Below are 13,509 nucleotides of genomic sequence, written 5' to 3' on the forward strand. Positions count from 1 at the left end.
CCGATCCGTATGGACGACGACCTGATCGACGCCGACAGGCTCTCGCTCTCCCGGAAATCCCGGCTTCCAGGAGCGGGGTTTTTTTACCCCGATTCGCTCGACGACGAGTACGCCGACCGGCGCGCCCGTGAGGCCGTCGAGGGCGCGGAGGTGGTGGTGGTCGCCGACGGCGACGCCGACGGGTTGGGGTGTGTGGCGCTGCTCCGCGAGGTGTACGACGCCGCACTCGACGTGGCCCCCTTCGAGGAGTCGTTGATAAACCGTCTCGACCCGGCGCTCAGTGACGACGGAGCCGACGAGGCCGGGGACGAGGCCCACGACGAGTCCCCCGTCGCGCTTGTCTCCGCCGGACCACACTCGCTGCTTGATGCTCTCGACCGCGTCGCGGAGTACGCCGATCCCGGCGTCGACGTCTACGTCTGTGACCTTTGTCCCGACGACGCCGCGATCACCGAGACGATCGACGCGGTCGTCGACCGCGCCGAGACGGTGCGGTGGTTCGACCACCACCAGTGGGACGACACGGCCGCTGCCGCCGTCCGCGAGGCGGGCGTCGACCTCGTCGTCGGCGCGTCCGACGAGGAGTGTACGACCGACGTGGCGCTCCGATCGCTCGATGCGACGTTTCCCGACCACCTCAAGGCGCTGGCGACGGTCACCCGGGACCACGACCTCTGGGTCAAGGAGGATCCCCGGAGCGACGACTTGGCCGACTACGCCCACTGGGCGAGCGCCGACGAGTACGTCACCGTTGTCGGTCGGTACGGTCCAGACCTGCCCGACCCGGTGATCGACTATCTCGAGGAGCAACGCGTCGAGAAAGAACGGTTGATCGAGGCGGCGGTTGACCGCGCCGAGATGCGGTCGGTCGGTCCGTGGACCGTCGGCGTCACCTACGGCCGTTGTTCGCAAAACGAGGTGGCCGAGACCCTCCGCGAACGGGGTGCCGACGCCGCCGTGATCGTTAAGCCCGCGGGGAGCGCCAGCATCCGGGGAAGCGAGGGGTTCGAGCGGTGTCACGAGGTGGCCGAACAGGTAAACGGCGGGGGCCACCCCCGCGCAGCCGGCTGTAAGCCCGACATCTACGACGACATGCTCGACTACGCCCACCACTGGTCGTCGGAGGGCTACGCGACCCGACAGGTGATCCTCGCGGCGTTCGAGCGACTCGTGGGGCAGGACACCGACGCCGCCGACGAGTGATCGTCCCTACGCCTCCCCGACGAGCCACCGATCGGAGAAGGCGTCGCCGTCGGGACAGGCGGCGTAGGCGTGGATCACGTCGCCCTCGGCGTAGATGCCGCCCACCTCCTCGTTCCGTGCCTCGGCAAAGGCGAGGACGAACGCCGCGTCCGCCCCGCAGTCGGGGCAGGTGCCACCCTGCAGGGTGTGGTCGACCTCACCTTCGGTGCCCATCGCCTCCTTGGCGAAGGCCATGGCGTCCATCCCGGTGCCGGCGGAGAAGAGGTCCCGCCCGCGCTCGCCGGGCACGACGAGGACGACGCCGCCCTCGACGGCCGTCCCGTGGGCCGACAGGGCGTCGTCGTCGAGGTAGTCGTCGGTGAGATAGAGCGCGACGTGGTCCAAGCGGTCGCCCGCGAGGAAGTCGTCGAGGTCGGTCTCGGTCATACCGGCCTGTGGCCGCCGAGCGGTAAAGAACGGTCGTTTCCGTCCGCAGTCAGTCGCTCAGCGTGAGGTCCGATGGGTCGGTCTCGTAGACGGTCCGGACCAGTTCTACGAAGTGCGACACCTCGTCGTCGACGTACCCGCTCGGCAGGTCGTCACGGAACCCGTCCTGCCTCCCGTTTCTCCCGATCATCACGCTCGGGCTCATACTGTCGTCGGAACTGTCGATCACCAACTCCCACTCTCCCCCATCGAGCAACTCGAACGTGCGCTCCTCGTGTCCGCGCTCGTGGAAGAAGCACTGGTACCTGAACCCGCCCTCGTCCGGAGAGTAACTCGCGGAGATCATGAAGGTGTCATCGGTCCTCCCGTCTTCGACCATGACTTGGTCGAAGCCGTTATCGTACTTGTCTTCGGGGATGAGGTCTCGGAACTCCCTGCCGAGGTCGAACCGGACCGCCTCCCGCCACGAGTCGTCGTCCGACGCCTCGTCCGCGTCCGCCTCGGCGTCCGCGGAGGGGAGGTCGTCAAGGAGCCGCGATTTTAACAACTCGTACTCTTCGGTCGTGAGGTCGCCGCATTCGTAGAGCGTTGAGAGGCGGTCGAGGTCGTCGTGAGCCTCCTCGGACATGGTCGACTCGCTCCGCGTAGACGCGGTGGAGGCTTCGATCGTCTCGCGAAGGTCGTCGACCTCGGCCTGATTCGGACCGGTGTACTCGTTGAGGTAGTTGAGGAGTTGCTCCCGTTCCCGTTCAGTCAGGTTGTTCGCGACCCCCAGTTGCCGGAACGTCTCGTCGGGGTCATCGACGGTCTCAGGCGGGTCGTTGATCGTCCCCGACGTGTAGAGGATCCCGATGTCGAACATGGACCATACGACCGTCGTCGGGACGTTGTCGCCCCCGCGATAGCCCGCCTTCCGCAGGATCCGCTCGCCGAGGTCGGTCACCTGTATCGTGATCGGGTGCGACCCGCCGACGTTGGCGAGGATGTAGTGGCCGGTCTTTGGGGAGTCGTCCGTGTAGCTCTTCAGTTCGGGCATGGATCACCATGCCCGAGAGTCGATAAAAATCCCCCTTCGAAGGCAGCGCGCCGTATACGTCCGCTATCCTTCGGTCCTCGACACGCGACGATCGCCGCTCGCCGTGGGAAACCGAAACACACCTGTCTCCGGACGCTCGACTGTCGGTATGGATGTCGACCGACCCCGACTCACCGGCGTGGTCTACGCCGCGTTCGGCGCGGCGGTACTGGCCGACAGCGCGCTCGACCTCCTGTCGTCGGTCACGCTCCTGCCGGCCGCGACGGCCGTCTTGGGGCTCTGGATCCTCGTCGCCGCCGTCGCCTCCATCGTCGACTCGGACGCGACGGTGTTCGGAATCGAGGTTGCGGTCGGCGAACAGGCTACGTGGATTCTGGTCCTCCTGACGCTCGGCACCGCGTTTCTGTTCGTCAGCACGGCACTCAGGCTGTGAGGGCTACTCCAGATCCTCGGCGATGGACGACAGCGACGAGTCCGGTCGGCGGGTGACCTCGTATATTGCCCGCTTCCCTGGGACGCGGACGCCGTAGAGATAGCCCGGGGTCACCTCGTCGAACTCGACGCTCTCCCCGGGGTCGCGGTCGACCCCCCGGAGCCACGCGACGAGTCGGTTCTCGCCGTCGCCGTCGGTTCGCGCGAGGCGGCGGTTGTCGTAGGCCCCGCGGAGCAGGCGGCCGTCGGCGTCGGTGACCACGGGCGCGTGGCACTCGGTTCCGTCCAAAACGAGACGGATCACGTCGTTCTCACCGAGGTCGACGGCTTTGGGGAGGCGCAGACAGGGGCGACGGGTGCCACCGCTTCGAGCCACCCGGGCGCGGTACGCCGTCACCCCGTCCCCGTCGCTGGCGACGCGGTCGGACACGGCTACCCGTCGCCGGTCAGGTCATCGAAGTCGGCGTCACTGTCGACGATTTTCACGTTGATCTGGGCGACGGCCTCGCTGATCTCGCGGCCCCGGACGGTGACGCGCTTTCGTTCGCCGTCACGGGACGGGTCGAAACCCACGCCGCCTTCGAGGAGGAGTTCTTTGAGCGCCGACCCCGAGACGTCAGCCCGGAGCGGCCGCCCGGCGTTGTCCGACCCGCCGGCCAGTTCGAGCGTCGCGCCGTCGAGGCCGACCGCCCCGCCGTCGACCTCCTCTCCGAGTTCACGCCCGAGAAATCTGTTCGCGTTCTGTCCGTCTACCTCGACCTGCGTGGTCCGACCCGCGTCCGGGTCCGAAACGACGACTTTGAACTCTGCCATGCCTGGATGCAGGCGGCGACCGATAAAAAGCACGTCGAAAGCGCCCGTCGCCACCGTCGGCGCTCGACCCGTTCGGACGGTGACCCGCCTGAATTATGAACTCAATCCAAATATTTTGTTAAGCATTCGGGTCAAACTGCGGCACACGTGGCAGGAGCGTTAATAAGGCCGGAGTCGTTAGAACCGATAATGAACGACGAAAACGACGCCGGCGAGGAGTCGGCGTCCGTCGGCGATCCGGCCGACGGGACCGAGGGGACGGTCCGTGCGTCGGTGCCGGAGATGGACTGTGCGTCGTGTGCGAGCAAGGTTGAGCGGAGCGTTCGGTCATTGTCGGGGATCGAGTCGGTCGACCCGCGGCCGGCGGGTGGAACGCTGGTCGTCGACTACGATCCGGGGGCGACAACGGCGGCCGCGGTCCGGGACCGCGTCGAGGGAGCGGGGTATGCTGTCGCCGAGACGACGACGGAGACGCTCGTGGTGCCGGGGATGGACTGTTCGTCGTGTGCCGGCACGGTCGAGTCGGCGCTTTCGTCGGTCGCAGGCGTCGTCGACTACGACGCCCGCCCCGCCTCGGGCCGGGTCGAGATCACCCGCGACCCCGGTCGGACGACCCGCGGCGACGTGGTGGCGGCCGTCGAGAACGCCGGTTACGAGGTGGTCGACGGTGACCGCGAGTCGCCGTCGGTGTGGCGGAGTCGCCGGGCGTTGAAAACCGCCGTCGGTGCGGTCGCTCTTCTCGCCGGTGTCGGCTTCGAGTACCTCCTCACGGGGTCGAACACCACCCTGACGACCGTTCTGGGTCGGCCGATCACCACCGCGTGGGCGCTGTACGGCATCGCGGCCGCCGCGGCGGGACAGGCCATCCTTCGCAACGGATGGTACTCGCTTCGTACACGGAGCCTCGACATCGACTTTCTGATGAGCGCCGGCGTGGTCGGGGCGGTCGCGGTCGACCTCCCTTTCGAGGCCGCGACACTTGCCGTTCTGTTCTCGGTGTCGGAGTTGTTGGAGCGGTACTCGATGGATCGCGCTCGGTCGTCGATGACGGAACTGATGGATCTCTCGCCGGATACGGCGACGGTGCGTCGTGAGGAGTCAGGGGCAGACGGGAGCGCGCGCGAGGAAACGACCGTCCCTGTCGACGAGGTGGCCGTCGGCGAACTGGTCGTTGTCCGGCCGGGCGAGCGCATCCCGGTCGACGGCGTCGTTCGTGAGGGCACAAGCGCCGTCGACGAGTCGCCGATCACGGGCGAGAGCGTCCCGGTCGACGTGACCGCGGGCGACGAGGTGTACGCCGGCAGCATCGTCGAGGAGGGGTATCTGGAGGTGGAGACGACCGCCCCGGCCGACGAGTCGACGCTCGCGACGGTGATCGACCTCGTGGCCGACGCCGAACGCGACAAGTCCGACCGCGAGCGGTTCGTCGACCGCTTCGCGTCGTACTACACGCCGGTCGTGGTCGGCCTCGCTCTCCTGACCGCCGCCGGCCCGCCGTTGCTCGTCGGCGCGCCCCTCGAGGTCTGGTTCACGCGCGGGCTGACCTTGCTGGTTGTCGCCTGCCCGTGTGCGTTCGTCATCAGCACGCCGGTCAGTGTCGTCTCGGGCATCACGAGTGCCGCCCGCAACGGTGTCCTGATAAAGGGCGGCGACCGCCTGGAGGCGATGGGCGAGGTGGACGTCGTCGCTCTCGACAAGACCGGCACGATCACGACCGGCGAGTTGGGTGTCACCGACGTGGTGGCGCTGAACGACCGCACCGCCGACGACGTTCTCGGCTGTGCGGCGTCGCTCGAACGCCGGAGCGAACACCCCATCGCGACCGCTATTGTCGACCATGCGGCCGGCCGCGGCGTCGGCGAGGGCGACGTCACCGCGTTCCGGTCGATCACCGGCGAGGGGGTCCGTGCCGACCTCGACGGCGTCACCCACTACGTCGGCAAGCCGGCGTTGTTCGAACGGTTGGGGTTCGACCTCGAACACGCACACGTCGCGACCGACGGGGGCGTCGCCGTCGGCGACGACGTGGCCCCCGAGCCCTGCGACCACGGCCCGGGCACGTACCTCGACCTCGTCAACGACGTCGTGCCGCGCTTGCAGGCCGACGGGAAGTCGGTCGTTCTCGCCGGGACAGAGACGGAACTCGAAGGCGTTATTGCCGTTGCCGATACCGTACGCCCCGAGGCCGAGGGGACCGTCGCCCGCCTGCGTGAGTCCGGGATCGACCGCGTGGTGATGCTGACGGGCGACAACGAGCGGACGGCCCATGCCATCGCCGACAGGGTGGGGATCGACGAGGTGCGTGCCGACCTCCTGCCCGGGGAGAAGGTCGATGCGGTCCGTGAACTGGCCGCCGACTCGGAGGCGGCGGCGGACGAGGCGACGCGCCTGCCGTGGAACCGGACCGACGGGGGTGTGGCGATGGTCGGCGACGGCGTCAACGACGCCCCCGCCCTTGCGGCCGCCACCGTCGGCGTCGCCATGGGCGCGGCGGGCACCGACACCGCCATCGAGACGGCCGACGTGGCGCTGATGGGCGACGACCTCACCCGCCTCCCGTATCTCGTGGTTCTCGTACGGACGGCCAACGGTGTCATCCGGTCGAACGTTTGGTCGTCGCTCGCGGTGAAAGCCGTTCTCGCCGCGGGCGCGCCCCTCGGCCTCGTGAGCGTTATCCACGCCGTCGTCATCGGCGACATGGGGATGAGCCTCGCGGTGACCGGCAACGCGATGCGACTGGCGAACGTCCGACCGGGTGGCGACACCGACTCCTGATCGCCCACGCCGCCCGAACGGCTTTTTTCCCCGCGCCACTGACCTACGACAAATGCCGGGTCGCCGAACACCGCTCATTCCCGCGGCCGCCCTCGCGGTCCTTCTCGTCACCGCAGGGTGTGTGACCCCGTTCGTTCCGTCACCGTCGTCGCCGGCCGGTTCGACGGCGACGCCGACGGCGACGGGGACGAACGCGCCAGCCACGCCCGCGGCCGGCGGTGACGACGGCGCTGATGGGAAGCCGAACAACGTAACGGCGAACCCGTGGGGAAGCGATCCGGTCGTCGTCGCCGTCCGAAACGAGGGGCGCAGCGACCGTGCGTTCGTGCCACTGGTCCGTGAGGCGGCCGACTTCTGGTCGGAGCACGACGACCGGTATCTCGGCTTTCAGGTTCGGTACGACGTACGCCCCGACGCCGAGGATCCGGATCTCGTCGTGGCGTTCACCGACACCATTCCCGACTGTGGCAACGTGACCGATGCCGTCGGCTGTGCACCGTTTTTCACCGACTCCCGTCAGGTCGACCGACCGGAGACGGTGTGGGTCCAGACGGGTCTCGACAACGAATCGACGACGCTGGTGACCAAACATGAACTCGGACACACCCTCGGGCAGACCCACGCCGACGCGCCGTCGTCGGTGATGCAGGCGAAGTCGGTCATCTACACCGAACCCAAACCGGACGCCACCGAGCGTGACTTCCCGTGGGACGACTCCGAGTTCACCGTCCACGTCGACGCGGCAAACGCCTCCGATCCCGACGGCGTGCAGCGACAGACCGACCGGGCGCTAACCTACTACGAGAACGACCCGCCTGGGATGCCGGGCAACCTCTCGTTCGACCGCGTGGCGTCGCCCACCCCCGACACCGAGGTTCTGGTCCGTTTCGGCGCGGTGCCCGACTGCGAGCCGTCGGCCGGGTTCTGTGTCGAGTCCTACGGCACGGACCCGGACGGTGACGGGGCAATCGAGACGTACACCCGGATCGAGATCAGACTCGTCGGCGTCGACACTGACGCCGTGGGGTGGCACGTCGGCTACTGGTTGGCGCACGCCCTCGGTGCCGACGCCGACGAGGAGAAGCCGCCGCCGTTCCGGGACGCGGGGTACCGCGAGCGACGCAGCGCGTGGTGGAACTGATGGACGAGACGCGCCTCGGATCCGAACTCGCCGACAGGTACGACGCCGGTGAGGGGGAGCGTCGGGCGGTCGTGCGGGCGGCCCGCGACCTCGCCGACTCCGGCAGACTCGCCGCCGACCGCGGCGCGGCGCTCACCGCCGGGACCGTCGTTGAGGAGGTGGCCGATGCCCCCGGGGGATCGCTCGCCGAGCGCTGGAACTGGTGGATCGGGGCCTTGGAACTCGCATACGGCGGCTACGGCGAGTTCCGGATCCGCAAACACCGCTAAAACGAATCGAGAAAGGCGTCGAACGCCCCGCTTTCCGGGTGGACGTGACAGTACGTGCCGAGCGTCCGGTGGGCGGTGAGGCCGTCGTGGTCGCCGTCGATTCCGTCGCCCCGTTCCACGTCGAACACGAAGCGGGCGTCGCCATCCACGTCGGCGCTGGAGTAGTGGAACTCGTGGCCTTGGAGCGACGACCCCGTTTCGGCGGTGAGGGTGTCGTCGCGGGTACGGAGTTCGACGTGATCGAGCGCCTGGTAGCGGTCGTGCATCCGCACGTCGGCGGGGAGCACACCGGCCATCGCGTGGGTCTCACCCTCGGTGGTCGTCAGCGACCGCGCGAGCGCCATCAACCCGCCACACTCCCCGAGAACGGGCAGTCCCTCGCCGGCCCGGTCGGCAAGCGTCGACAGCGCCGGACTCGCCGCCAGTGCCGCGCCGTTGAGTTCCGGGTACCCCCCGGGGAGGTAGACGCCGTCGCAGTCGGGCAGGTCGTCGCCCGCGGTCGGGGCGAACGTCGTGACGGTCGCACGCTCCCGAAGACGTTCGAGGGTTGCCGGGTAGCAAAAGCGAAAGGCGTCGTCGTGGGCAACGGCGACCGTCGCGTCGGTCGACGTGTCCGGACCGGCCGGATCGGGGTGGGGTGGCGTTCGAGCGACCTCGTCGAGGCGGTCGGCCCGGATCGTCTCCGCCGCGGCGTCGAGTGCGTCGTCGCCGACGGGGAACTCGTCACCCATGTGGAGTCCGAGGTGACGGTCGGGAATCTCCAACCGCTCGTCCGGTGGGATCCGACCGAAATACGTCATCCCGTCGGGCAGGGCGTCGCGAATCCCCTCGGCGTGGCGGCCGCCGTGGGCTCGCTGGGCGAGAACCCCTGCCACGTCTATGTCGCGGCCTGCTTCGGCGGCGTAGCGCTCGAACCCCAGCGCCGTAGCGGCGACGCTCTCCATCCCGGCTTTCGCGTCGACGACGAGAACGACGGGGAGGCCAAGCGCCTCCGCGACGGCGGCGGTACTGGAGCCGTCGCCGTCGTACAGGCCCATCACACCCTCGACGACACAGACGTCGGCGTCGCCGCGGTGGTAGTTTCGGCGGACGCCGTCGACGCCCTCTAGCCACACGTCGAGCGTGCGGGACGGGCGGCCGGCGACGGCGGCGTGGTGGCTGGGGTCGATAAAATCCGGCCCGGCTTTCGCCGGTTGGACGGTCCGGTCCTCGGCTTCCAGTGCCCTGATCGTCGCGAGCGCCGCGACGGTCTTGCCGACGCCGGAGCGCGTCCCGCCGAGAACGAACCCCCTCACGCGCCGACCCCCGCGGAATAGAACGAGCGGTTCGGACGACGGAACGACCGGATTTGGACTCGTTGAGCCGTCATATGACCGGCTGTCGGCGACGCAGACGCCTACCTTTTGGGGTGGGTCGTCGAACCGCCGCCCCGTCCCAAAGTTATTTACTGATCGACATCGAGGCTTGAGAACAAGCCGGCTTGGATTAACTCAACAGAGATTGAGTTACGGCCGGAACCACACAGATGACACACGAGACAGTCCTGCTCGTCGGACGGCGGGGAGCCAACACGGAGGCGGTGTTGCGAACACACGCCGAGCGACTGCGAACGCGTGGTGTCGCCGACGGCGTGGTCGTCGCGACGTACGATCACGAACCGGTCCGGGAACTGCGGGGGACGCTTTCGGGCCTATCGGCCGACCGCGTCTACGCGCTTCCGGCGACGCTCGCTCACAGTTACGAGACGACGGAGGACCTTCCCGCGGCGTTGTCCTACGTTCCCGGCGAGGTCCGCTACTGCGAGCCCGTGGGTCGGAGCCCGGCGATCACCGACGTTGTCGAGGGCCGGGCGACCGAACAGGTCCCGGCCGCGGCGTCGGCATCGGTCGTGCTGGTCGGGTTCGGTAACAGTTCTCAGCCCTACCACCGGCAGGCCGCGGAGTACCACGCGTCCCGTTTGCGTGAGCGAACGGCCTACGGCGAGGTGCGGACCTGTTTCCTGCTCCAGAACCCTGCCGTCGAGTGTGCACGCTACAACGTGACCGGAGACCGGGTGGTTGCGGTCCCGTTGTTTGTCTCACGAAGCGACGCCACCGAGTCGGAAATCCCGGACAAACTCGACCTCGACCGGGGTGGCATCGAGTACGCGGACCCCTTCGGTACACACCCCTGTGTCACCGACGCGTTCGAGGCCGAGGTGACCAGACAGCGTGTTCTCTCGGCCGGCGGATCAACGCCCTCGACGTTCGAGTCGACGCTCGCCTCCTCGCGGACACCCCTCGCCACGGACGGCGAGGGACCGTCCGACTGACCGCCCCGTAATCCGCCGGTCACAACGTCTCGACAACGGTTGCGTGCCTGGTAAGTAGCCGAACCGCCAACGGATTGCGCAGTAATTTAAGGTACTGGCATTTTTATCGAGTGTCACAGCACGTGACGAACGATACAGATCCGAAATCCGAACAAACAGTCGACGAACGTCGATACCGTCACCTCATAAGCCACATCAACGACGCGGTCGTTGAGTTCGAACTGGTAGACGGAAACCCGGTCGTCAGGGGTGTCAACGAGGCTTTTGTCGACATCTTCGGCTACGACACCGCCGAACTACAGGGGGAGTCGCTCAACGAATGGATCGTTCCGGCGTGGCACAGCGCGGAGGCACGAGAACTCGACAAACAAATGGCCTCGGGAGCGGTTACGACCCGGCAGGTCGAACGGAAAACCGCCGACGGACTCCGGGAGTTCCTGTACCAAGGGATCCCGTATGACCATCGCGCCCCCGGAATAGACGGGTTGGCTATCTACACCGACCTGACCGACATCACCAGACAGAAACGGCAGTTACGGGTGATGAATCGGCTGCTCCGTCACAACCTGCGGAACACGATCAACGTTCTTTCGGGGGCGACGGCTCGACTGCTCGATGAGTTCGACGAACGGGCCGAAACGCCGACGCAGTTGGCGGCGACCGTCGAGCGGGCGATTTCGGATCTGGAGACGCTGACGCGGGACGCGAGCGACATCAACACCGTCATCAACGCGACAACCAACGACCCGGTGATCGACTGCGTGCCACTCGTCCGGACGGCCGTCTCGGAGTACGCCCGACGGCATCCGGAGGCGTCCGTCCGAACCGCACTCCCCGCGTCGATGACGGTGAACGCGGACCGCCGACTCCGGTTTGCCATCGAGAGTCTCGTCGATAACGCCATCCAACACAATCCAAGCGACGGGCCGACGGTTCGGATACGGATCGAACGCCCCGAGTCGGCCGGTTGGGCCGACATCTACGTCGACGACGACGGTCCCCGGATCCCCGAAGAACAACGACGGATCATCACCGACGACGCGGCGATCACGCCCCTACAACACGGGAGCGGGCTGGGACTCTGGCTCGCCAAGTGGACAACGGAACTGTTCGGCGGCAAGCTATCGTTCACCGCGAGCGAGTTCGGCGGCAACAGCGTCCGGATCCGGCTTCCGCGGCCCCGAGGCGGCCGGTAACATCACGGTCGCCCGATCAGCCCCGACCGGACCGAACCGCGAGCACCGACAGGTCCGAAAAGGGCGTCTCCTCTCGGCCGGACCCACCCTCGTGAGTCGCCAACTCCTCGAGCGTCGAGCGTGTGATCGTCTCGTTGTCGTGGGTCAACCGCTCCATGACCAGCGCCGTCGTCGTCGGCACCGCGCCCGCGTCCAGCAGGTGGGCCGCCACGTCCCCGGGCATCCAGTCGTACGGCCGCGGCAGTATCAGCAGATGTCGGTCGCCGACATCGGCCCGCAGGCGAGCGAGGTCGCCCGCAAGCGACCCGCGCTTATGGAGGGTGACGAACGTCGTCGCTTCCATCGGCGTCCGGGCACGGCTCGCGGCCACCTGCAACGATGAGATACCCGGTACGACCCGCACTCGGCCTTCGACGGCCGACGCAACCTTACCGACGAACTGGTAGCCCGAGTGGTTCGGGTCGCCCATGAGGACGGCAACGCCGGCGGCGCCGGCCGAAACCCGGTCGGCGAAGGCAGACAGCGTCTCGCTCTCGTCGTCGTAGCCACAGGTGAGCCAACGCGCGTCGGTGTCGACTTCACCCCGCACCACGTCAACGACCGTCTCGAACCCGACGACGACATCGGCCTCACGGATCGCACGCCGTGCCCGCGGGACGAGATACTCCGGGTTCCCGGGGCCGACGCCGACGGCGTCGACCCGCTCGTCGCCCCCCGTTTCGGGTGTGTCCGCGGCGACGGCCGCAGGGTCGCGGTCGCCGGTCATAGGTCGACGGTCCCGTCGCGGGCGTCGCTGGCGACGTGGACCAGTTCGTTCGTCAGGCCGGCCGCCAACCCGCTCCCGCCGCGGCGGCCCACGTTCGTCACCGCCGGGACGCCGTGTTCGGCGGCGACGGTCCGCAGGCGCTTCCGGCTCTCGGCGGCCTTGACAAAGCCCACGGGCGTGGCGACGACGACGGCCGGTCGGGTGCCGTCCTCGATGCAGTCCGCGAGCGCCAGTGCCGCCGTCGGCGCGTTGCCGACCGTTGCGATCGCGCCGTCGTAGACGTTCTCGCGGTCGAGTTCGAGCACCGAGGCCGCGGTCCGGGTCATCCCCGTCTCCGCGGCCAGTTCGGTCCCGTTGCCGATGGCCTTCCGCACCGGACAGTCGTGCCCTCGGCCGGTGATCCCCGCTTTCACCATCGTGATGTCGGTGACGATCGGTCGCTCGTCGAGAACGGCGCGTGCGCCGGCACGAACCGGGTGGTCGGGGTCGTCGCCGGTGAACCGAACGAGGTGCTGGAACTCCGGGTCGCCCGTGGCGTGGACGGCCTTCTGGCGAATCCGGTCCGCGAGCGTCTCGTCGGGGACGAGTTCGCGCACGCGGTCCATGCTCGTCTCCGCGATCGCCATGGCGTCCGCGGTGGTGGCGCCGAGGTCGGCGTACTCCTCCATCCCGTCAGTCGTCATCGCTCTCCCTCCCGATGACGACACACGACCACCGGCACGCGACAACGACCACCGTCAGTCGTCATCGCTCTCCCTCCCGATGACGACACACGACCACCGGCACGCGACAACGACCACCGTCAGTCGTCATCGCTCGTCACCTCCGCGGTGTCGGCGTCGGTCGATGCCCGTGCCTCCAGGTCGCCGTCGACACGCAGGTTCAGGTCACGCAGGCGGTCGGCCGTCGCGTCGTCGGCGTCCCAGAGGCCGCGTTCGATCGCCTCCAACAGGGTGTCGGTGATGCTTTCGAGCGCCCACGGGTTCACATCGCGAAGCCATTCCTGTCGCCCCTCGTCAAAGGCGTACTTCTCGGCCACGTCTGCCCAGAGCGTGTCGCTAACGACGCCGGTCGTGGCGTCCCAGCCAAGCGCCACGTCGACCGTCGTCGAGAGATCGCCCGCACCCTTGTAGCCGTGGTC

Annotated in this window: 15 protein-coding genes; 7 read left to right on the top strand and 8 right to left on the bottom strand. The window is 68.1% G+C overall.

Features of this window, described 5'->3' with window-relative positions:
* Positions 1-9: 9 nt before the first annotated feature.
* Positions 10-1,203 (top strand): DHH family phosphoesterase, encoded by a 1,194-nt coding sequence (locus tag Q0925_RS00855; RefSeq protein ID WP_299330830.1) that lies wholly within the window; start codon positions 10-12, stop codon positions 1,201-1,203.
* 6 nt (positions 1,204-1,209) lie between these two features.
* On the opposite strand, the gene Q0925_RS00860 is transcribed toward Q0925_RS00855, so the two are convergent.
* A complete protein-coding gene (locus Q0925_RS00860; RefSeq protein ID WP_299330833.1) occupies positions 1,210-1,629 on the bottom strand; it encodes a DUF5807 family protein in 420 nt (139 codons plus the stop codon).
* Positions 1,630-1,678: 49 nt separating this feature from the next.
* A complete protein-coding gene (locus tag Q0925_RS00865) occupies positions 1,679-2,665 on the bottom strand; it encodes an SHOCT domain-containing protein (protein WP_299330836.1) in 987 nt (328 codons plus the stop codon).
* A 148-nt stretch (positions 2,666-2,813) separates the two neighbouring features.
* On the opposite strand from Q0925_RS00865, the gene Q0925_RS00870 reads away from it, so the two are divergent.
* On the top strand, positions 2,814-3,098 hold the full coding sequence (locus Q0925_RS00870; RefSeq protein WP_299330839.1) for a hypothetical protein: 285 nt from the start codon (positions 2,814-2,816) through the stop codon (positions 3,096-3,098).
* Between the two features lie 3 nt (positions 3,099-3,101).
* On the opposite strand, the gene Q0925_RS00875 is transcribed toward Q0925_RS00870, so the two are convergent.
* The gene (locus Q0925_RS00875) at positions 3,102-3,527 is read right to left on the bottom strand and encodes a DUF7112 family protein (RefSeq protein WP_299330841.1); all 426 of its coding nucleotides are present in this window, start codon (positions 3,525-3,527) and stop codon (positions 3,102-3,104) included.
* A 2-nt stretch (positions 3,528-3,529) separates the two neighbouring features.
* Positions 3,530-3,910, bottom strand: a complete 381-nt coding sequence (locus Q0925_RS00880; RefSeq protein ID WP_299330842.1) for a 30S ribosomal protein S6e — start codon at positions 3,908-3,910, stop codon at positions 3,530-3,532.
* 189 nt (positions 3,911-4,099) lie between these two features.
* On the opposite strand from Q0925_RS00880, the gene Q0925_RS00885 reads away from it, so the two are divergent.
* The 3 genes from Q0925_RS00885 to Q0925_RS00895 are packed head-to-tail and all read left to right on the top strand — an operon-like array spanning position 4,100 to position 8,095.
* On the top strand, positions 4,100-6,685 hold the full coding sequence (locus Q0925_RS00885; RefSeq protein WP_299330844.1) for a heavy metal translocating P-type ATPase: 2,586 nt from the start codon (positions 4,100-4,102) through the stop codon (positions 6,683-6,685).
* Positions 6,686-6,737: 52 nt separating this feature from the next.
* Positions 6,738-7,826, top strand: coding sequence for a matrixin (locus tag Q0925_RS00890; protein ID WP_299330846.1), 1,089 nt, complete (start codon positions 6,738-6,740; stop codon positions 7,824-7,826).
* A complete protein-coding gene (locus tag Q0925_RS00895) occupies positions 7,826-8,095 on the top strand; it encodes a hypothetical protein (RefSeq protein WP_299330848.1) in 270 nt (89 codons plus the stop codon). The genes Q0925_RS00890 and Q0925_RS00895 overlap by 1 nt, the downstream gene beginning before the upstream one ends.
* Here Q0925_RS00895 and Q0925_RS00900 read toward each other — a convergent pair.
* Positions 8,092-9,390, bottom strand: coding sequence for a cobyrinic acid a,c-diamide synthase (locus Q0925_RS00900; protein WP_299330849.1), 1,299 nt, complete (start codon positions 9,388-9,390; stop codon positions 8,092-8,094). The genes Q0925_RS00895 and Q0925_RS00900 overlap by 4 nt on opposite strands.
* Before the next feature lie 230 nt (positions 9,391-9,620).
* On the opposite strand from Q0925_RS00900, the gene Q0925_RS00905 reads away from it, so the two are divergent.
* Together Q0925_RS00905 and Q0925_RS00910 are read left to right on the top strand one after the other, a co-directional pair.
* Complete coding sequence (locus tag Q0925_RS00905; RefSeq protein ID WP_299330850.1) at positions 9,621-10,406, top strand: CbiX/SirB N-terminal domain-containing protein; 786 nt, start codon at positions 9,621-9,623, stop codon at positions 10,404-10,406.
* Between the two features lie 122 nt (positions 10,407-10,528).
* Complete coding sequence (locus tag Q0925_RS00910; protein ID WP_299330852.1) at positions 10,529-11,602, top strand: PAS domain-containing sensor histidine kinase; 1,074 nt, start codon at positions 10,529-10,531, stop codon at positions 11,600-11,602.
* A 16-nt stretch (positions 11,603-11,618) separates the two neighbouring features.
* On the opposite strand, the gene Q0925_RS00915 is transcribed toward Q0925_RS00910, so the two are convergent.
* The 3 genes from Q0925_RS00915 to Q0925_RS00925 all read right to left on the bottom strand — a co-directional run.
* Positions 11,619-12,368, bottom strand: coding sequence for a cobalt-precorrin-7 (C(5))-methyltransferase (locus Q0925_RS00915; RefSeq protein WP_299330853.1), 750 nt, complete (start codon positions 12,366-12,368; stop codon positions 11,619-11,621).
* The gene (locus Q0925_RS00920; RefSeq protein WP_299330856.1) at positions 12,365-13,051 is read right to left on the bottom strand and encodes a precorrin-8X methylmutase; all 687 of its coding nucleotides are present in this window, start codon (positions 13,049-13,051) and stop codon (positions 12,365-12,367) included. Before Q0925_RS00920 ends, Q0925_RS00915 begins: the two co-directional genes overlap by 4 nt.
* A gap of 119 nt (positions 13,052-13,170) precedes the next feature.
* On the bottom strand, positions 13,171-13,509 hold a 339-nt coding region (locus Q0925_RS00925; protein WP_299330858.1), incomplete at its 5' end, for a cobaltochelatase subunit CobN.

The sequence above is a fragment of the Haloplanus sp. genome (genome assembly GCF_028275055.1).
Taxonomy (GTDB): Archaea; Halobacteriota; Halobacteria; order Halobacteriales; family Haloferacaceae; genus Haloplanus.

Coding starts and splice junctions, on each gene's coding strand:
- Q0925_RS00855 (WP_299330830.1), top strand. CDS start 10: ATGGACGACGACCTGATCGACGCCGACAGGCTCTCGCTCTCCCGGAAA.
- Q0925_RS00860 (WP_299330833.1), bottom strand. CDS start 1,629: ATGACCGAGACCGACCTCGACGACTTCCTCGCGGGCGACCGCTTGGAC.
- Q0925_RS00865 (WP_299330836.1), bottom strand. CDS start 2,665: ATGCCCGAACTGAAGAGCTACACGGACGACTCCCCAAAGACCGGCCAC.
- Q0925_RS00870 (WP_299330839.1), top strand. CDS start 2,814: ATGGATGTCGACCGACCCCGACTCACCGGCGTGGTCTACGCCGCGTTC.
- Q0925_RS00880 (WP_299330842.1), bottom strand. CDS start 3,910: ATGGCAGAGTTCAAAGTCGTCGTTTCGGACCCGGACGCGGGTCGGACC.
- Q0925_RS00885 (WP_299330844.1), top strand. CDS start 4,100: ATGAACGACGAAAACGACGCCGGCGAGGAGTCGGCGTCCGTCGGCGAT.
- Q0925_RS00890 (WP_299330846.1), top strand. CDS start 6,738: ATGCCGGGTCGCCGAACACCGCTCATTCCCGCGGCCGCCCTCGCGGTC.
- Q0925_RS00895 (WP_299330848.1), top strand. CDS start 7,826: ATGGACGAGACGCGCCTCGGATCCGAACTCGCCGACAGGTACGACGCC.
- Q0925_RS00905 (WP_299330850.1), top strand. CDS start 9,621: ATGACACACGAGACAGTCCTGCTCGTCGGACGGCGGGGAGCCAACACG.
- Q0925_RS00915 (WP_299330853.1), bottom strand. CDS start 12,368: ATGACCGGCGACCGCGACCCTGCGGCCGTCGCCGCGGACACACCCGAA.
- Q0925_RS00920 (WP_299330856.1), bottom strand. CDS start 13,051: ATGACGACTGACGGGATGGAGGAGTACGCCGACCTCGGCGCCACCACC.